The organism is Bradyrhizobium sp. USDA 4501 (assembly GCF_054062115.1).
Window position 1 is genome coordinate 5,700,968 of the sequence record NZ_JBSSEX010000001.1, and the last position, 17,349, is coordinate 5,718,316.

17 protein-coding genes and 1 tRNA gene are annotated in these 17,349 nt (G+C 65.7%); 11 read left to right on the top strand and 7 right to left on the bottom strand.

Translation table 11 applies throughout. The annotated features are described in order from the left end of the window. Positions 1-109: 109 nt before the first annotated feature. Complete coding sequence (locus ACVWZM_RS26090) at positions 110-1,129, top strand: GlxA family transcriptional regulator (RefSeq protein ID WP_456855281.1); 1,020 nt, start codon at positions 110-112, stop codon at positions 1,127-1,129. On the opposite strand, the gene ACVWZM_RS26095 is transcribed toward ACVWZM_RS26090, so the two are convergent. Next, positions 1,121-2,251 (bottom strand): IS630 family transposase, encoded by a 1,131-nt coding sequence (locus tag ACVWZM_RS26095; protein WP_076829362.1) that lies wholly within the window; start codon positions 2,249-2,251, stop codon positions 1,121-1,123. The genes ACVWZM_RS26090 and ACVWZM_RS26095 overlap by 9 nt on opposite strands. 39 nt (positions 2,252-2,290) lie before the next feature. On the opposite strand from ACVWZM_RS26095, the gene ACVWZM_RS26100 reads away from it, so the two are divergent. The 3 genes from ACVWZM_RS26100 (at position 2,291) to ACVWZM_RS26110 (ending at position 4,215) form a co-directional block, all read left to right on the top strand. Further along, on the top strand, positions 2,291-2,572 hold the full coding sequence (locus tag ACVWZM_RS26100; RefSeq protein ID WP_076829365.1) for a LexA family protein: 282 nt from the start codon (positions 2,291-2,293) through the stop codon (positions 2,570-2,572). Between the two features lie 118 nt (positions 2,573-2,690). Continuing rightward, positions 2,691-3,218: a tautomerase family protein gene (locus tag ACVWZM_RS26105; protein ID WP_076829632.1), complete on the top strand. Its 528-nt coding sequence runs from the start codon at positions 2,691-2,693 to the stop codon at positions 3,216-3,218. Between the two features lie 13 nt (positions 3,219-3,231). After that, a complete protein-coding gene (locus tag ACVWZM_RS26110; protein ID WP_141342314.1) occupies positions 3,232-4,215 on the top strand; it encodes a carbon-nitrogen hydrolase family protein in 984 nt (327 codons plus the stop codon). A gap of 59 nt (positions 4,216-4,274) precedes the next feature. On the opposite strand, the gene ACVWZM_RS26115 is transcribed toward ACVWZM_RS26110, so the two are convergent. The 3 genes from ACVWZM_RS26115 to ACVWZM_RS26125 form a co-directional block, all read right to left on the bottom strand. Then, complete coding sequence (locus ACVWZM_RS26115; protein WP_456855282.1) at positions 4,275-5,630, bottom strand: MFS transporter; 1,356 nt, start codon at positions 5,628-5,630, stop codon at positions 4,275-4,277. A gap of 79 nt (positions 5,631-5,709) precedes the next feature. Next, entirely contained in the window at positions 5,710-7,239 is a 1,530-nt protein-coding gene (locus tag ACVWZM_RS26120) for an aldehyde dehydrogenase (RefSeq protein ID WP_076829640.1), read from the bottom strand. Then, entirely contained in the window at positions 7,236-7,889 is a 654-nt protein-coding gene (locus tag ACVWZM_RS26125; protein ID WP_076829643.1) for a GntR family transcriptional regulator, read from the bottom strand. Before ACVWZM_RS26125 ends, ACVWZM_RS26120 begins: the two co-directional genes overlap by 4 nt. A gap of 157 nt (positions 7,890-8,046) precedes the next feature. On the opposite strand from ACVWZM_RS26125, the gene ACVWZM_RS26130 reads away from it, so the two are divergent. Both ACVWZM_RS26130 and ACVWZM_RS26135 read left to right on the top strand, forming a co-directional pair. Next, the gene (locus ACVWZM_RS26130) at positions 8,047-8,841 is read left to right on the top strand and encodes an alpha/beta fold hydrolase (RefSeq protein ID WP_456855283.1); all 795 of its coding nucleotides are present in this window, start codon (positions 8,047-8,049) and stop codon (positions 8,839-8,841) included. 131 nt (positions 8,842-8,972) lie between these two features. Continuing rightward, entirely contained in the window at positions 8,973-9,458 is a 486-nt protein-coding gene (locus ACVWZM_RS26135; protein ID WP_076829648.1) for a Crp/Fnr family transcriptional regulator, read from the top strand. Here ACVWZM_RS26135 and ACVWZM_RS26140 read toward each other — a convergent pair. Together ACVWZM_RS26140 and ACVWZM_RS26145 are read right to left on the bottom strand one after the other, a co-directional pair. Continuing rightward, positions 9,397-10,224, bottom strand: a complete 828-nt coding sequence (locus ACVWZM_RS26140) for a metallophosphoesterase family protein (protein ID WP_456855284.1) — start codon at positions 10,222-10,224, stop codon at positions 9,397-9,399. The two genes, ACVWZM_RS26135 and ACVWZM_RS26140, sit on opposite strands and share 62 nt — an antisense overlap. A 162-nt stretch (positions 10,225-10,386) precedes the next feature. Continuing rightward, a complete protein-coding gene (locus ACVWZM_RS26145) occupies positions 10,387-14,274 on the bottom strand; it encodes a PAS domain-containing protein (protein WP_456855285.1) in 3,888 nt (1,295 codons plus the stop codon). Positions 14,275-14,630: 356 nt separating this feature from the next. Here ACVWZM_RS26145 and ACVWZM_RS26150 point away from each other — a divergent pair, with 356 nt between their 5' ends. The 5 genes from ACVWZM_RS26150 (at position 14,631) to ACVWZM_RS26170 (ending at position 17,200) form a co-directional block, all read left to right on the top strand. After that, positions 14,631-15,029 (top strand): phasin family protein, encoded by a 399-nt coding sequence (locus tag ACVWZM_RS26150; protein ID WP_057019032.1) that lies wholly within the window; start codon positions 14,631-14,633, stop codon positions 15,027-15,029. A gap of 271 nt (positions 15,030-15,300) precedes the next feature. After that, positions 15,301-15,735 carry a phasin gene (locus ACVWZM_RS26155; RefSeq protein ID WP_028336028.1) on the top strand — a complete coding sequence of 145 codons (435 nt, stop codon included), beginning with the start codon at positions 15,301-15,303 and terminating at the stop codon, positions 15,733-15,735. A 189-nt stretch (positions 15,736-15,924) separates the two neighbouring features. After that, positions 15,925-16,001: transfer RNA gene (locus ACVWZM_RS26160), tRNA-His, on the top strand. 200 nt (positions 16,002-16,201) lie between these two features. After that, positions 16,202-16,495: a hypothetical protein gene (locus tag ACVWZM_RS26165; RefSeq protein ID WP_375162575.1), complete on the top strand. Its 294-nt coding sequence runs from the start codon at positions 16,202-16,204 to the stop codon at positions 16,493-16,495. A gap of 378 nt (positions 16,496-16,873) precedes the next feature. Then, on the top strand, positions 16,874-17,200 hold the full coding sequence (locus tag ACVWZM_RS26170; protein ID WP_018273595.1) for a hypothetical protein: 327 nt from the start codon (positions 16,874-16,876) through the stop codon (positions 17,198-17,200). A gap of 13 nt (positions 17,201-17,213) precedes the next feature. Here ACVWZM_RS26170 and ACVWZM_RS26175 read toward each other — a convergent pair whose 3' ends face one another. Next, complete coding sequence (locus ACVWZM_RS26175) at positions 17,214-17,348, bottom strand: hypothetical protein (protein WP_301322284.1); 135 nt, start codon at positions 17,346-17,348, stop codon at positions 17,214-17,216. Position 17,349: the final 1 nt, after the last annotated feature.

Genomic DNA, 17,349 nt, shown 5'->3' on the forward strand with positions numbered 1-17,349 from the left:
CCCGTCGGGCAGCCACACGGCGCGGCGCATTCGGCGCCCGCCGCCCGCTTGTCCGGTCGTCCATGCAATGGCAGAATTGCGCCATGTTGTGCAAAATCGGACACGGGCCATGCCACTCATCCGGATCTGGGTCTATGACGGCATCCTCGCTTCGGGCGTGGCGGGGATTGTCGACGTGTTCACCGCCGCCAATTCGGTGACGTCGCGGCGACCGCGACGTCGCAGCGGCACGCCGTCGCAGCTGCGGTGGCGCGTCGAGTCCTTGAGTGGCCGGCCGGTCCACACGGCGTCAGGCCAGGTCATCGGCGTCGATGGGCCGATCGGTGCGCGGTCTTCGGCAGACGCGGTGGTGATCCCGGGACCGTTCGTCGGCGATATCGAGCGTTTCTTCGCGCGGCTCGATACCGTCGAGCCGCTACTCGCGGCGCTGCGTCGGCAGCATGAGCGCGGTACCCTGCTCGCGTCCTATTGCACCGGCAGCTTCATCCTCGCCGAGGCCGGCCTGCTCGACGGCAGGGTTGCGACCACCCATTGGGCGAAGGGACGGACATTCGCGATGCGCTACCCGGCAGTGGATCTGCGCGTCGCCGAGATCCTCACCGAGCAGAACCGCATTGTCTGCTCGGGCGCGGTGACCACCTCGCTCAATCTCGCGCTTCGGCTGGTCGAGAAATTCGCCGGTGCCGACGTAGCCGCCGAGACCGGCAAGCTGATGCTGATCGACAGCAATCGCGTCTCGCAGGCACCCTATGCCAGCCGCGCGCGCGACACGCAGCACTCCGACGCGCTGGTGGCGCGGGCGCAGAGCATGATGGAGAAGTCGCTGCAACAGGGCTTCAGTCTGGCCAGGCTGGCCCGCGACCTTTCGGTCAGCGAGCGGACGTTGAACCGCCGCTTCAAGCTGGCGGTCGGCGAGGCGCCCTTGCAATATCTGCAGGCGCTGCGGGTGGATGTCGCCAAGCGCCTGATCGAAACCACGCGGCTGAAGCTCGACGCGGTCAGCGGGCGCGTCGGCTACAACGATCTGTCGACCTTCCGTCGCCTGTTCAAGCGCGAAACCGGGCTTTCGCCCCGCGAATACCAGCGTCGGTTCGTGCGCAGGGCCCCCGCTAGTAGCTCGTCACAGTGATTTTGACTCTTTGGGTATGCCTGGATAGGCGCGCCCCAGTTTGGTGCGAGCTTTGTCCGTTGTGAACATCCAGTTGATACGGGCGCGAGTTTTGTTTCGCTGCCGCTCCCATGCTGCGATCTCGTTTCTAAGGCGTTTTGGATCGTCGATCCGGCGGCCGAGACACTGCCCTTGGAGCACGCCGATCTCGATCTCGACCATATTGAGCCAACTGGCGTGTTTCGGGGTGTAGTGGAACTCGAGGCGGCGCAGGATGCGGCGGGCCTCGGCGGGGGCAAAGGCCTGGTAGAGGGCGCCGGGGGCATGGATCGACAGATTGTCCTGCACGACACGGATGCAGGCGGCCTTGGGGTAATGGACATCGACGAGTTCGCGCATGCAGTGAGCATAATCCACGGCGGTGCGCCGTTCGGTGACTTTGACGTTACGCCAGGCCCGATGCGGATCGAGGGCGACAAAGAGATTGACGGTGCCGTTGCGGCGGTACTCGTAATCGTAACGCTCGCGCTTTCCCGGCTCGGGTGGGATCGGCTGGCGCACTTCGCCGATGAGCTGGACGGGGGTTTCGTCGAAGCAGACCAGCGGCCGCTCGGGATCAGGCGCTTCAGCGTAGAGATCGAGCACATCTTCCATGCGGGCGACGTATTCGCCATCGACATGGGGAATGCACCACATGTCCCTGCGCCACGGCTTGAGGTCATTATCGGCCAGCCGGCGGCGCACGGTCTCGCCCGACAGGCTGTCATGATCGGTGAGCTTGACCATCACGTCGGCCAGCAGCGCCAGCGTCCAGCGCCTCCGGCCAGCGGGCGGCTTGGCGCATGCGGTCGCCACCAGCAGGGCTTCCTCCTTGCCGGTCAGCTTGCGCTCCGCACCGGGACGCGGCTCCTCACTCAAGGCCCGATCGAGATTGCCTTCCACCAAGCGGCGTTTGGTCCGATAGACGGTGGAGGCGCTTACTCTGACGGTCCGGACAATCTCCTCGTCGCGGCTGCCGATGTCGGCCGCCAGCAAAATCTGGGCCCGCTTGAGTTTGCGAGCGGCATGCTTGCCGCCGCTCAGCATCGCCGTCAGTTCCTCTCGCTCGGCTTGGCTCAATTCAACCCGGTACCGTACATTCATCGTTCGCCTCCCTGTCGGAGGCTCCGGACGAATCGATCCATGAGTCAAAAATCAGGCGCACGCTTTACCGAGAAGCAGGGCCATTATCTGGCTTTCATCTATACCTACTCGCACATGTTCGGACGGCCCCCCGCCGAAGCCGACATGCAGCGTCACTTCGGTGTTAGCCCGCCCTCAGTCCATCAGATGATCGTCACGCTCGAACGTAACGGCCTCATTCGCCGTCGAGCCGATATCCCCAGAAGCATCGAAATCCTCGTGCCGCCAGAGAACTTGCCGATCCTAAGCTGGCTCGGTATCAAACCGTCAAAATCACTGTGACGAGCCACTAGCTGAGAAGGCCGTGTCCGAATTTGCCCTGAGAATGGCGATACTGCCACTGCTGCAAGGAGCACGCCGCGCATAGACCTCGTCCTGTCAACAACAGGAGGTCGCCTCAATGCCGATGATCGACGTGACAATTCCCGAAGGAGCCCTGAAGCCGGAAGCGGAAGCGCGGCTCATCAAGGAGCTCGGCGATATCCTGATCGGTCACGAGGGGTTCGATCCGGCGAACAAGGTTGCGCAAGGCGTCACCGTTGTCTTCCTGCATCGGCCGGCCGCAGTCTACGTGGCGGGCCGGCCATCGCCATCGCCGCGATTTCGCATCGTCCCGACGGTCCCCGAGGGGCAGTACACCGAAACCTCGCGCGCGGCCTTGGTAAAGGACGTGACCGATGCCGTGGTGCGCGCCGCCGGCGGTTCGTTCGACGATGTGGCGCCGCAGGTATGGGTGTTTCCGACAGAGATCCCCGACGGCCAGTGGGGCAGCCGTGGCGTCATTCGTCCGCTGCCGGACATCCAGGCCTTCATCGCCGGCGAGCACGAGCGCAAGGTCGGCGAGGCGCGTCTGGCGCGACGGCGGCGCGTCAAGGCGCTGGAGTTGCTTGCGGGCGCGCTCGACGCTGCCCGCAAGGGCGTCGACTGACGCGGGCGCAACCATGACATCCGACACGCATTTCAGGCTCGCGGCGGTCCAGGCCGCCGCGGTGCCATTCGATCGCGACGCCTCGCTGGAGAAGGCCTGCCGCCTGATCGGCGAGGCCGGCACCATGGGCGCGACGATCGCCGCCTTCGGCGAGACCTGGCTGCCCGGCTATCCCTTCTTCTGTCACGCGCCGACCGGGCCGAACACGTTTCGCGCGATGGCCGAATATCTCGACAACGCGGTCGAGATTCCCTCGCCCACGACCGATCGGCTCTGCGCCGCCGCCGAGGCCGCGGGACTGGATGTCGTGATCGGCGTCGCCGAACGTGATGCCGTGACCAAGGGCACGGTCTACTGCACGCTGCTGTTCATCGGCCGCGAGGGACGGCTGCTCGGCCGCCATCGCAAGCTGAAGCCCACCTTCACCGAGCGCTCGGTGTGGGCCGATGGCGACGCGGCGGGCCTGCGCGTGCATGAGCGGCCCTATGGCCGGATCAGCGGCCTCAATTGCTGGGAGCACAACACGATGCTGCCCGGCTATGCGCTGGCCGCGCAGGGAACGCAGATCCACGTCGCGGCGTGGCCGGGGCGGGAGCCCGCGGTGGCGCCACCGTCGCCGACGCCGCTCTGGCCGCGGCAGTTGTTGCTGTCGCGCGCGTTCGCCTCGCAGGCCGGCTGCTACGTCATCGCGGTCGGCGGCATGCGCTCGCGCGAAATCACGCCGGAACGTTACCGCGAACTCTCGACGATCGAGTACAGCGGTGACAGCGTCATCATCGATCCGCGCGGCGAGGTCATCGCAGGTCCGGCGCAGGGCGAGACCATCCTGATCGCGGACGGCTCGCGGGAGGCCGTGCTCGCCGCCAAGGCGCTGTGCGATATCGGCGGCCATTATTCGCGCCCCGACCTGCTGCGGCTGATCGTCGATCGCAATCCGCAGGAGCGGGTCATCGACTGCGGCTTCGCCGGGCGTGTCACGCCGGAGATGTGGGAGTGACGCGAACGGCGCGGGTATCCCGCGCCGTCAAAGCTTGTCGCGAGAGAGGTCGCTCCGCCTCACGAAGCTTCCTGCGGAATTGCGGATGGTGATTCCTCGCCCTTGAGCTCCTCGAGGCTGCGGTGCCGCGGCTCGATGCCGAGCGCCCATACGGTGATGATCTGCACGATGAGCAGTCCGATCATCAGGGCCATCACGCCGGCGACGCCGCGCGCTTCGAACAGCATCACGACCAGGAATGGTGTCACGATGGTGGCACCTCGACCGAGTGTGTTGACTATGCCGGATGCCCGCAGCCGCACCTCGGTCGGGAACAGTTCGGGAATATAGATGCCGAACAACAGTGCGACCAAGACATAGATCGGCACGGTCAGCGCGAAGCCGACGGCCGGCAGCAGGAATGGATCCGAGATCATCGGATAGATGACGCCGAGGATGATCGATATCAGCGATGCGCCGATGATCGTGGGCTTGCGGCCCCAGCGGTCGGCGGTCAGGGCGCCGATCGCCGAGCCAAGCGCCATCAGCAGCGAGTAGCCGAACGAGGTCGCGACGGACAGGCCCTGCTTGATGAAGAACACCGGCAGCCAGGTCACGAAACCGTAGAGCAGCGTATTGATGGTAATCAGGCATACCGCGCCGACGATCATGCGGGACAGCAGCGGCGCAGCGAACAGCGTGGCGAGATCGGGCGACACCGGTGCCGGCGTTGCAGCCGCGGGCGCCGGCAAGGGCTGACCCTGGGAAGCTTCCTTCTCGATCGCCTGCATCAGCGCCTCGGCCTCGGCGGTGCGTCCCACCGCCTCCAGCCAGCGCGGCGACTCCGGCAGCGACTTGCGCAGGTACCAGACGATCAAGGCGCCGACGCCGCCCAGCACGAACATCGCGCGCCAGCCGAATTGCGGGACGACGACCGATGCGACCAGCAGCGCGATGGGCAGGCCGGTCACGACGCAGACGGCGGTGAAGCCGAGCCACTTGCCGCGGCTCCGGGCCGGCACGAACTCGGTCATGGTGGAATAGCCGACAACATTTTCGGCGCCGAGACCGACGCCCATCACGAAACGGCAGGCAATCAGAAAGGTCATGTTTGGCGCAAGCGCCGCCGCCAGGGACGCGATGCCGAACAGCAGCAAATTGAACTGGTAGGTGAAACGCCGTCCGTAACGGTCGCCGAGGAAGCCGGTGCCGAAAGATCCGAGCATCATGCCGACGAAGGTTGCGGAGATGAACGCGGCGTTTTGGGCGAGCGTCGAGAACCCGGTTTTCAGCGTCACGCCGAGCACTGTGCCGGCGATATAGATGTCGAAACCGTCGAAGAACATTCCGATCCCGATCAGGATCATGATCCGGCGATGGAATGGTCCGATCGGTAGCCGATCGAGGCGGCTCCCGGCATTGACCGATGTCGACATATGCGCTCTCCCCTTGACTGTTTTCCTCGGTGATGCGGCCCGCCATCTGTGGGCGGTTTGCCGCTTTGCTCGACTGCGGCTAGTTCAACCGGCGCTGGCTGGCCGTGTCGCGGTACCAATCGAACGGCTGTTCGTGGGTCGCGACCATCACGCTCTTGGTGTTGAAATGGTCGTCGAAGCTCTCGGTGCCGCATTCCCGGCCGATGCCGGAATCGTCAACGCCGCCCCAGGGCGAGGCCGGATCGAGTCGGTGGTGATCGTTGATCCAGACGATCCCGGCCTTGACCGCGGCGGCCACGCGATGCGCGCGCGCGACGTCGCGGGTGCGAATGGCGGCGGCGAGGCCAAAGGGCGAATCGTTGGCGAGCCGGAGCGCGTCGGCCTCGTCCTTGAAGGGGGTCACCGAGGTGAAGGGGCCGAACACCTCCTCCTGGAAGATCCGCATGTCGGATTTGACGTCGGCGAACACGGTCGGTTCGACGAAAAAGCCGTTGTCGTGGCCCGCGACCTTTGCGGCCACGCCGCCGGTGAGCAGCCGCGCGCCGTCTTCATGACCGTAGCGCGCATAGCTGAGAACGCGGTCGCGCTGGCGTGCCGAGATCACCGGCCCAAGCTGCGTGTTCGGATCGAACGGATCGCCAATGCGGATGGTGCGGGTCTTGGCCTGCAGCTTTTCGACGAACTCGTCGTAGATCGAGGCCTGCACGATATGGCGCGACGCGCAAACGCAGGTTTGGCCGGCGCCGATGAAGGCGCCGAACGCGGCATAGTTGACGGCGCGGTCGACGTCGAAATCGTCGAATATCATCACCGGCGTCTTGCCGCCGAGCTCCATGGTCTGGTGCGCGAACACCTTCGCCGCGGCGCTGCCCGCGATGCGGCCGGCTTCGGTCCCGCCGGTCAGCACAAGCTTGTCGATGTCGCCATGCTCAGCGAGCATCTTGCCGGCGCTCTGGCCGAGGCCAAGCACGATGTTGAAGACGCCGGGAGGCAGTCCGGCCTCGCTGAAGATCTGGGCGAGCTTCAGTGTCGTCAGCGGCGTGTATTCCGATGGCTTGACCACGGTGACGCATCCGGTCGCCAGCACGACGGCAAGCGACTTGCACAGGATCATGAGCGGGTGATTGAAGGGCGTGCAGTTGGCGACGATTCCGATCGGCGTGCGCAGGGTGTAGTTCAGATACGCGCCTTCGACCGGGATGACGGAATCGCGGCGCGACAGCGCCAGTCCGGCGAAGTAGCGGAAGAAATCCGGCAGGCGCGAAAGCTGCGCGCGGGTTTCGTTGACCGGACGGCCGTTGTTCAACGTCTCCAGCCGGTACAGCGTGTCGAGATTGGCCTCGAACGCGTCGGCGAGCCTGTTGACGAGCCGGGCGCGCGCCCTCGTGTCCATCCCGCCCCACGCCTTGCCTTCGAATGCAGCGCGAGCGCTCTTCATCGCACGGTCGATATCCGCGGCGGTCGAATTCGGAATGCGGGCGATGACGTCGCCGGTCGCGGGATTGCGGACGTCGAGCATCTCGCCGTCTCCGGCCCCGACCTCGCGTCCGTCGATGAAGTTGCCGTGGATCTCGACGTCGATCGTCGCGGGCTTCGACGGAATGTTCATGATGACCTCTCTTCGACGATGACGGCGTTGCGCTTGAGTGCCGGCAGCACGCGCTTTTCGGTCGCCGCGATGTGAGCCTTGATGATGCGGGCCGCGGTGCGTGCCTCGCGCCGCTGCATGGCGTCGATCAATGCGACATGCTCGGCCACGAGCTTCGCCGGGTCGTGGCCCTTCAGATTGGAGACGCTGACGCGCACCAGCCGATCGGCCTGGCCGATCAGGTCGCAGAGCGTGGTCGCCATGCGGCGGTTGCCCGATGCGTGCGCCAGCGCCGAGTGGAAGCCGCGATTGTAGGTGATGAAGTCCTCATGGCTGCCGGAGAAGCGACGGAATTCATCGAGTGATTTCAGGATGCTGTCGGGCGCGCTCTCGATTGCTTCGGCGACGCAGGCCGGTTCGAGCGCAAGGCGGAAGCGCAGCAGATCGCGGGCGTCGGACAGCGAGATCGGATTGACCCGGTAACCCTGGCGGGGCTGCACCGTCACGAGGTGCTCGCGCTCGAGCCGCAGCAGGGCGTCCCGGACCGGCTGGCGGCTGACCGCGTAACGCTCCGCCAGATCCTGCTCTCGTATTTCATCACCGGGAGCAAGCTGGCACGATAAAATATCAGATCGCAGGTTTTCGTAGATATTCTCGCGGAGAAGGATCATTTTTATTGGGCCTCCCTGCCCAGTAAAATGCAGTTTGTGAAATATCACGTCAAGCTGAAATCCTTGAAATCCGCGTGATTTGATTTATCAATCGTCCGCAGGGGCGCTTTGGAGCCCCAATGCGCGAATTTCGGGCGCGATTTGAAAGAGAGCGACGATGGACAGGCTTTTGGCCAACCGCACAGTCAACGCAGCCCAGTCGGGCGAAGGGCCGCCGCTGGTCCTGTTTCACTCGCTGCTGTCGGATCGCGCGAGCTTCGATGCGATCGTGCCGGAACTTGCCCGGTCGTTTCGGACCATCGTGCCGGAACTGCCGGGATTTGGTCGGTCGAGCGCGGTTGAGGGTGGCCTTGCCGCGATTGCCGACCGGATGGCGGACGCGGTGCATGACGCGGCTGATGGCACGCCGGCCATCGTGCTCGGCAATGGTTATGGCGGGTTCGTCGCGCTGCAAATGGCGATCCGCCACCCGGCGATCGCGAGCCGGCTGATCCTCGCCGACAGCGGTGCGGCATTCTCCGAGCCGGGCCGCGAGGCGTTTCGCAACATGGCCAGGGTTTCACGCGAGAAAGGGCTCGCCGCGATCACCGACATTGCAATGCGCCGGCTGTTTGCACCGGATTTCCAGGCACAGCATCCCGCGCTGATGCAGGATCGCCGCGACGCATTCCTGCGCACCGATCTCAACGTGTTCTGCGCGGCCTGTGACGCGCTGGCGAGCCTCGATCTTCGTGCCGAACTACGCAGCGTGACGGTACCGACACTCGTCGTGGTCGGCGAATATGACGAGGCGACGCCGCCGCCGATGTCATACGAATTGGCAGGCGGCCTGCCGAGAGCCAGGCTCAGGGTCATTCCGGGATGTGCGCATGTCCCGCAACTGCAATCGCCAAAACTGTTCCTCGATACGATCGGCGATTTCCTGGCGGTCAAGCATAACGCGCCCGCCTGAGGCGCGCGCAAAGGGCTGGATCGCGCCGCGGGTCACGCGGTGGCGTGCCGACAATTTGGGCAGAACGCCCAGCTAATGCCGTTTGACGCGACAGCATCTCTGCCTAGTCTGACCGGAGACGGAGATGAAACATGCGAGCGATCCTTGATCACTGCACCGGCGGTCGCAGGCGCAGCCTGCCGGCGGGCACGGATTTCATCGAGGAGGGAGGCAAGACCGGTCATCTGTTCGTGCTGCTCGAGGGCAAGGTGGAAGTCGTCAAGGGCGACAGCCTGGTCGCCGTCATCGACGAGCCCGGCGCGGTGTTCGGCGAGATGAGTGTGTTGCTCGACCGGGCGCACAGCGCCAAGGTGCGCACGGCCACTGATTGCGTCCTGTACGAGTTCGACGATGCGGCGTCGTTCCTGCGCGAGCAGCCGGAGGTGGCGCTGCTGATCGCGCAGCTCCTGGCGCAACGGCTTCATGTCGCCACGACCTATCTTGCCGACCTGATGCACCAATATGCCGATCACGGCACCCATCTGGCGATGGTCGGCGAGGTGCTGCAGAGCATGATCAACCTGCCGCCGATGCAGGTCGCGCCAGGCTCGGATCGGCAATCCGATCCAAGGATATGAGCCAGTCCGGCGCCTCGCGCACGGGAGCCGCCGGCCGCGACAGCGGCGCCTTGAGATCGATCATCTGCGCATCGCCGGCGGCCAGCCAGAACGCCTTGTCCTGCGCGAGATCGAGCACGATGTAGACCGGAGGCCGGCCGGGCTGCAGGCCGGTGTTGAACACCCAGCTCGCTCCGATCCGGTCGAACCACGAGCCGCTCTGGATGAACGGCGACTGATGCACATGGCCCGAGATCACCAGCGCCGGATGGTGGCGCTCGATCCAGCCGAGCAGCTCGGCGTCGCCGAAAAAGCGCTTGCCGCCCCAGCTGGTCGGCGAATCCGCCGGCGGGGCGTGATGGACCCAGACCCAGCGGCGGTGCGGCATCGCGGCCGCCGCGCGAAGCTGATCGTCGATCCGCGCCTTGACCAGCGGGCCGTCCCACCACGGGCACACCGTGAACAGCGTGTCGCCGATGGCCAGATTGTCGCCGTCGCAGGCGACGCCGAACTCCCTGATGCCCGCGACCCAGCGCGCGATCTTCTCGCCCTCCGGGTTGCGCTCGTCGAGGTCGTGATTGCCCGAGCAGAAGATCACCCGCGTGAGATCGGCGAGCCGCGACAGGTATTTCGTGACGACGACGATCTGGGCGCGGAAATCGACCGCCGAGCCGAGGTTGAGCGCATCGCCTGCGAAGATCACGAGATCGAATTGCGGTGCCGCCGCCAGCAGCCAGTCGAACTGCGGCAACGAGTAATGCAGATCGGCGACGACAAGACAGCGCATCGGTGAAATCCGAATGCCCGGAAAACGGGCGGGGCCGCACGGCAATGAATTCAAACAAGCCGAATCGCAGCAAGATCTATGCCGCGCCGCGCGGATCCGACGCGACAGATGTTCGCAGTGTCCGGGAATCGGCCGGCAAGAGCGCGAAGGGCGGATCGCGGCTCACGCCCTTGCTGTGGCGTGGGCGAAGGTCACCTCGATCAGCGTGCCGGTGCGGCCGCCGGTCCGGATCTGGAATTTGGCGCGATTGGCTTCGACCAGCGCCTTGGTCAGCGACAGGCTGACGCCGCCGGAGCCGGCCTGATCTGATGGCGTCGGGGCGCGGAACGGCTCCAGCGCGGCGGCGACCTCGTTGTCGTTGAGACTCTGCCCGGTGTCGCGCACGCGCAGCATCACCTCGCCAAAATCCGACAGCGCGGTCGAGACGATCACCTGGCCGCCGGCATTGGCGAGATGGATCGAATTGCCGATCAGGTTCAGCGTGATCTGGCGCAACGCGCGGGCGTCAGCGACCACAGGCGGCAGCGTGTGGGCGAGCGAGGTGCGGATGATGATGCGCTCGCGGTTGGCCTGCGGCTGCATCACAGCGACGCAGCTCTCCACCATCTCGTTGAGGTTCTGGCTGGCGAAGGCGAGGTCGAGCTTGCCGGTCTCGATCCGCGACAGGTCGAGCAGATCGTTGACGATCGCGATCACCCGCTCGCCGGAGGCGCGGATGTCCTTCATGTATTCGACATAGCGCTCGTTGCCGAGCGCGCCGAAGCGCTCGCCGATCATCACCTCGGCAAAGCCGATGATGGCGTTGAGCGGCGTGCGCAGCTCGTGGCTGATCCGCGCCAGCATGTCGGACTTGGCGTTGGCGGCGCGTTCGGCGAGCCGCCGCGCCTCGCGCAATTCGCCTTCGCTCTTTTTGGTTTGCGAGAGATCACGGAACACCGCGAAGAAGTTCGGTCCATCGGCGCGGGTGCGGCCCATCGTCACCGACAGCGGGATGATGCCGCCCTGGCGGACGCGGCCGAGCGTCTCGCGGCCATGGTCGAGCAGGCTGGCGACGCCGGCCGATTTCAGGCTGGCAAGATAGTCGAAGATGCCGTGCTGGCTTTCCGGCGCGAACAGATCGGCGAGCTTGCGGGTGACGAACTCGTCGCCGTCATAGCCGAACAGCGCCTCGGCGCTGCGGTTGCAGGAATGGATGTTGCCGTCGGCATCGAACATGATGATGCCTTCGGCCGCGGTGTCGAGGATCGCGCCGAGCTCTTCGGCGTCGGCCTGGCCGGCTTGCGGCTCAGCCGGCGCAAGCAGCGGCTCGGCGGCCGCCGCAGGCTCCGGCTCGGATAGCGCGGCGGCGATCGAGGCATCCTCGTCCAGCGTGCGCGAGAAGATCAGCGCCAGCGCGGAATCGTCGTCCCAGGTGATGGTGTGCAGCCGCGCCTCGGCGGACACCGACTGCGCGCCGTGCTCGGTGCTCTGGTTCGCGGAGATCGTCACCGGCGTGCCGGTGCCCGACGTGCTGCTCGCCTGCGAGACGCCGGGCTCGACATAGAGCGCGTCGAGGCCGCCGGCGGCTTCCAGCGCGTGCAGGCTGTCATGGCCCATGCGCGAGAGGAAGGCGCGGTTGGCATAGAGCAGGCGGTCGAGCCGGTAGATCAGGATGCCGACCGGCAACAGATCGAGCAGCGCGCGGTCGCGCCGGGAGTCGGCGCGCGGCGCCGGCTCCGCCGCAGCCAGCCAGCTGGCCTTTGGTGTTTCCGCCGGTGTCTCCAGCTGCGCGACCGCCTCTTGCGCTGGCGCCTCTGCTTGCTGCGGCGGTTCGCTTGCGGGCGGCGCTTCGGCGACCGGCTCGGCCGGCACGCTGTCGTCCGTCGTCGCGGCGAGGCCGGCCTCGTTCTCGAGCCGCGCCGACAATTGACGGGCGAGCTCGTTGAAGGCGTTGTTCTCGACCGGCGTCAGCGACGGCGGCCGGGTGTCGCCGGCGGGACGGAACGGCACCACATTCGGTGGCGGGTCGTGACGCACTTCGTGCGTTTCCTCGTGCGTTTCCACGGCGTGATCCGGATCGGCTCGGTGTGAAGTCTCTGCGGCTGTCGGCTCGGTCAATTCCTCGGGTGGTGCTGCTGCGGTCGTGTCGGGCGGCGGCTCCGCGTGCGGCGGAGGATTGTCCTGTGGCGCGGCGGGCCCGGGCGGCGCAACGGTGCGCGGCGCCGGTGCGACATCGGCCGACAGCGATTGCGGCGCGACCGTGCCGCTGAAGAACTCATAGCGGCGCAATGCGGCGAGTCGCGCAAGCCCGTCGAGGTCGCGACACACACCAAAGCCGCGGTAGCCGGCGAAATTCCTGGCACGATCGAACACCGGCAGGCCGGACAGTTCGACCGGCAGCCGGCCGCCACCGTCGACCGGCCAGTGCAGCGTGATGCCGCTCCAGGTGTCATGGCTGGCGAACGCCTGCATCACGCGGCCCTCGGGATCGAGGCCAAAACGCTCGGCGATGTCGCTCCACAGCCGGCCGAAGCCCGCCGCGGTGTGCAGGCCGATCAGGCGGGTGAATTCATCGGAGCCAAGCGAGAAGCGGGCCTCATGGTCCATCTGCCACATGAAGCGCAGCGGATGGCGCCGCACCGGCAACGGCTCGTCGAGCCATGATGGTGGTGGCACCGGCGCCAATGTCGCGGGCTCCGGCTCGGCGGCAGGCGGCGGCGCGGGCGCATCCGCGATCGCATAAGGCGAGGGGGCGGGATCGGCCGGGGGCGCCGATATTTCCGGCGCGTGCGTGCGTGCCGTCTCTGCGAGATCAGGCGCAGGCTGTTCGACCGGCGCTTCAGCGGGTGCTTCGATCAGCGCTTCCGACAGCGGCTCCTCGACGGCGGGGCTTTCGTCGGGCGTGGTGTCGAGAGGTGCAGTCTCGACGGGCGCTGTCGCTGCGTTTGTCTGTTCTGCTGACGCGGGCGGCGACGGAAGCTGCGCAGGCTCTTCGATCTGCGCGCCGTCCGGCACTTCGATCAGTGCTTCCGACAGAGGTTCCTCGGCGGCAGCTGTTTCGTCTTGCGTGGTGTCGAGAGCTGCGGTCTCGACGGGCGCCTCTACGTGCGCCGCCTCTGCTGCCGCGGCAGATGGAGCAGCATTCTCAGGTTCGGATTTGGCCGCGCTGACGATCGGCTCGATCGTGACGCGCTCTTCCAACTGCGGATCCAGCGCGTCGAACAAGGCGATCGGTGCTGCGCTGGCCGTCGCGGGCGCTTCGTCATGCGCAACGGCTTGTTCTACAACTGCAGGTGCTGGCGGCGGCTCTACGGCCATGGCCTCTTGCTGCGCTGGCGCTGCGGGAGCCGGTGCTTCGCGCGCCGGCATCTCCGGCTCAACCGGCGCAGGCACGATCGGCGCCGGCCTTGCGGCGAGATGCGCCGCCGGCTTGATCAACGCGACCAGCGCGCGATCGGCGCCGTGCCCGATCCGCTGCAGCACGACGCGGCCGATCGCAACGCTCGCCGCCGCGCGGCCCTGCGCCAGCGCCTCACCGCGCGCGGCATCGAGACCGGCTTCGGTGAGGTCGTGCAGGCCGGGCAGCGTACGCGCCGCCTCATTGGTTGCGACCAGCAGTCCGTTGCTGGTGAAGGCGGCGGCCGGACGCGGCAAGCCCTGCAGCAGCCGCTGCAGGCGTTCCGCGAGCGGCATGCCGCGGCTGGTCGCGTTGAGCGCCGTCATCAGGATGCCGTGGCTGCCGTCCGGCAGGTCGATCCGGGCGCAGCCGCAGGTCGCGAGCACGCCGGGCGCAGCGCCGAAGCCGCGCAGCCGCTCCAGGCGGACCGCGCCATTGGCGTTCAGGGTGTGGCCGAGCCGCGCGACCTGGCGGCGGTGCGGATCGGCCGGGCCGAAGCCGCGCTTCGCCAGCTCGGCGCCGTTGGCGGCACCGAATACCTGCGCGCCGACCGGATTGGCCCAGAGAATCCGCGCGCCGTCGGCCGCCCACAGCCATGCCGGCAGGGCGCCCGTCGCATGATCCGCCAGCCTGACATCGCCGAGCGCCTGGATCTGGAATTCCGCGTCACTCATCACGCAAGATTTGACCGCATGGGTTTGGCTTTCTTCCTTAAGCTCAGCCGAAGGCTCGGCAGCCGCAGGACGACAGCCTTAACAGAAGGTTAGTATCGCAACTGGGGGGCGGCAGGTCCATGTCCGCAGCGAAACTGCCCCCGCCAAAGCCGGGATAACGTTAACTCGGCTGAACGATCCACAGCCGTTTGGCGTTGTCGGGCAAAGAGAGGTTGCTGCGAGCCGCGCGATGCGGAACCAGGCGGCGCCGCGTCACACCTGCGATTGCAGTGCCACGATATATATTCTGCCGTCTATCTTGCCCTGGGCCCGCAGGGCCAAGCGGCGGGCCGATCAGCAAGCGAGGGAGAGCGACCATGAGCGACAACGGGCGTGACCATTTCGAGATCCCCAAGTTCGAGATTCCCAAGGATATGCGGTCGATGGCGGAGGCGAGTTTTGAGCAGGCGCGCAAGGCGTTCGAGCAATTCGTGACCAACGCCAAGGACACCGCCGGCAAGATCGAGGAGCGCAACGCCACGGTGCGCGCCGGCGCCAAGGATCTTTCGGCCAAGGCGCTGTCCTATGCCGAAAAGAACGTGCAGTCGTCGCTGGACTACGCCGAGGCGCTGCTCAAGGCCAAGGACCTCAGCGACGTCATGCGGCTGCACAGCGAATATGTGCAGGGCCAGATGCGCTCGCTCGCCGAGCAGGCCAGCGAGATGGGCCAGGCCGTCAGCCGGGCCGCGATGGACGCGGTCAAGCCGAAGAACTGACGAAGCGCATTGGCCGCGGCCGACCCCGGCGCGTTCAGCCTCGGTCGGCCGCGGTAATCTTTTGTTCCGTCAGATAAAAAATGTGGCGTCGCACGCGATCTTACGTTGCGTTGCACAAAATTGACATGATATGGGTGTTTATTAGGCGCGCCCGACGAAGGGCACTCCCGTGAATCAAGGCAGCGTGATCCATTTCAGCGCTCCCGGCCTGATGGGCTCCGGGACGTTCGCAATGGTCACATCTACTCACCCGTTGCGAAGGATTACACGTATGACCAACCCGTCCGATCCGTTTTCCGCCTCGATCATTCCGTTTGAAGTTCCCGAGCAGATGCGCGCGTTCGCCGAGAAGGGCGTTCTGCAGGCCCGCGACAGCTACGCCAAGTTCAAGGACGCTGCCGAGACCCACAACTCGACGGTCGAGGCCGTGTTCACCTCGGTGAGCAAGGGCGCCAGCGAGTATTCGGCCAAGCTGATCGAGTTCTTCAAGGCCAACACCACCTCCTCGCTCGACTTCGCCCAGGAGCTGTTCAGCGTGAAGTCGCCGACCGAAGCGGTCGAGCTGTGGACGTCGCACGCCCGCAAGCAGTTCGAGACCTATACCGCGCAGGCCAAGGAACTGGCCGAGCTCGGCCAGAAGGTCGCCAGCGAGACCGCCGAGCCGATCAAGGCCAGCGCCTCGAAGTTCTACAAGCCGGCCGCCTGATCGCTGCCGTTTGGGAGACCAGCGAAAGGCCCGGGCCGAAGCGGTCCGGGCCTTTTTGCTGGGCAGGAGCCCGTCAAGCGGCCCGACATAACAGCGGAAATCGGCGCGTTACGGCCTTGCCAAAGCGCGGCGTTGCACCTAGTTTCCGCCCGAAATCGCCGCCCGCTTGAGCGGGCCGCGCGTCAGGATGCAGTTGTAGCTCAGTTGGTTAGAGCGCCTGTCTGTGGAACAGGAGGTCGGTGGTTCGAGCCCACCCAACTGTACCATCCGCAAGATCATTCAGCGCGACATCGCAAGATCAGACCATCGCAAGGTCGCTCGCCCTTGTCGCCCGGCGTGTCACCGCGTCCGCTTGCACTTCTCCGTCCCGTCACCCAAACTGACTGACACGACGCCTTAACGACGCCTAGTGACACCTTTGGGGGGATGCATGGGGATCGCCTGTTCAAGGAGTTTTTCGTTTGCGTTGATATCAAGCATCGCTCTTGCGGCGCTGCTGCTGCCGGGCCGAAGTGAGGCCTATACGCAAGACCAGCAGCAGGCCTGTACGCCGGATGCGTTCAGGCTTTGCGGCCCCGAGATTCCCGACGTCGATCGCATCACGGCCTGCATGATCAGGAACAAGGCGCAGCTCTCGCCGGCCTGCCGGGTGTTCTTCCGCGGTGGTCCCGAGCCGCGTGAAGCGAGCGAGCGCGTGGAACGGCGTGCTGCCAAGCACAAGGCCGCCAAATCGCACAGGGCGAAGAAGTCCACCCACTAAATGATTCCCATCGCGCGCACGCGGCTAACTTGGCGCATTCTCGTCGAGCGGACCGCTGTGCGCTTCACCTCGCCCCGCGTGCGGGGAGAGGTCGGAACGCATCGTCAGATGCGTTCCGGGTGAGGGGGAGTCTCCACAAGCGCAACTATCGCCATCCACGCGGAGACAGCCCCTCACCCCAACCCTCTCCCCGTAAGAACGGGGAGAGGGAGCGCAGCGCCATCGCGGTCAACGCAATCTCATCGCGCGGTGGATCGCCTCCATGCGATTTCAAGGTTGCGATGCGCGACAGACTGACGCCTTGTGACGCTGTCACGCAGCATCATCTCTGGGGCTTGTATTGTCAGCCAAATCTGTTCCGCTTGTGGAACGGATGGAGTGGGACGCGTGAGCGAATACTACAAACAAGAGATCGATCGGCACTTCGCCTGGTTCGAAGCCAAGCTGCCGGAAAAGCCGGCGCGCTTCGTCGCGTGGCTGCGCAAGCCGTCGTCGCGCTATGTGCGGATTCCGCTCGCGATCCTCCTGATCATCGGCGGCATCTTCAGCTTCCTGCCGGTGCTCGGACTCTGGATGCTGCCGCTCGGACTCCTTTTGTTCGCGCAGGACGTTCCGTTCCTGCAGAAACCGACCGCGCAATTGCTCGGCTGGATCGAGCGCAAGTGGATCGAGCGCGAGCGCGCGAAAGCTGCCGGAAAACGCTAGGCACTGAGTCAAATCAAACGCTTAGCGCTTCCATTTGCGGTTGCGTCATAAGTTCGGTGTGACGCAAAAAGCAAAACGCACCGGTGATCTTGGCCACTTTGCGGATTGCAAGAAATTTTTTCTTTCGCGAATCAGCGTGCTGATTCATT

Excerpts from the sequence above, each read along its gene's own strand:
- ACVWZM_RS26090 (WP_456855281.1), top strand. The coding sequence starts at position 110 with ATGCCACTCATCCGGATCTGGGTCTATGACGGCATCCTCGCTTCGGGC.
- ACVWZM_RS26095 (WP_076829362.1), bottom strand. The coding sequence starts at position 2,251 with ATGAATGTACGGTACCGGGTTGAATTGAGCCAAGCCGAGCGAGAGGAA.
- ACVWZM_RS26100 (WP_076829365.1), top strand. The coding sequence starts at position 2,291 with ATGAGTCAAAAATCAGGCGCACGCTTTACCGAGAAGCAGGGCCATTAT.
- ACVWZM_RS26105 (WP_076829632.1), top strand. The coding sequence starts at position 2,691 with ATGCCGATGATCGACGTGACAATTCCCGAAGGAGCCCTGAAGCCGGAA.
- ACVWZM_RS26110 (WP_141342314.1), top strand. The coding sequence starts at position 3,232 with ATGACATCCGACACGCATTTCAGGCTCGCGGCGGTCCAGGCCGCCGCG.
- ACVWZM_RS26115 (WP_456855282.1), bottom strand. The coding sequence starts at position 5,630 with ATGTCGACATCGGTCAATGCCGGGAGCCGCCTCGATCGGCTACCGATC.
- ACVWZM_RS26120 (WP_076829640.1), bottom strand. The coding sequence starts at position 7,239 with ATGAACATTCCGTCGAAGCCCGCGACGATCGACGTCGAGATCCACGGC.
- ACVWZM_RS26125 (WP_076829643.1), bottom strand. The coding sequence starts at position 7,889 with ATGATCCTTCTCCGCGAGAATATCTACGAAAACCTGCGATCTGATATT.
- ACVWZM_RS26130 (WP_456855283.1), top strand. The coding sequence starts at position 8,047 with ATGGACAGGCTTTTGGCCAACCGCACAGTCAACGCAGCCCAGTCGGGC.
- ACVWZM_RS26135 (WP_076829648.1), top strand. The coding sequence starts at position 8,973 with ATGCGAGCGATCCTTGATCACTGCACCGGCGGTCGCAGGCGCAGCCTG.
- ACVWZM_RS26140 (WP_456855284.1), bottom strand. The coding sequence starts at position 10,224 with ATGCGCTGTCTTGTCGTCGCCGATCTGCATTACTCGTTGCCGCAGTTC.
- ACVWZM_RS26145 (WP_456855285.1), bottom strand. The coding sequence starts at position 14,274 with ATGAGTGACGCGGAATTCCAGATCCAGGCGCTCGGCGATGTCAGGCTG.
- ACVWZM_RS26150 (WP_057019032.1), top strand. The coding sequence starts at position 14,631 with ATGAGCGACAACGGGCGTGACCATTTCGAGATCCCCAAGTTCGAGATT.
- ACVWZM_RS26155 (WP_028336028.1), top strand. The coding sequence starts at position 15,301 with ATGACCAACCCGTCCGATCCGTTTTCCGCCTCGATCATTCCGTTTGAA.
- ACVWZM_RS26175 (WP_301322284.1), bottom strand. The coding sequence starts at position 17,348 with ATGAATCAGCACGCTGATTCGCGAAAGAAAAAATTTCTTGCAATCCGC.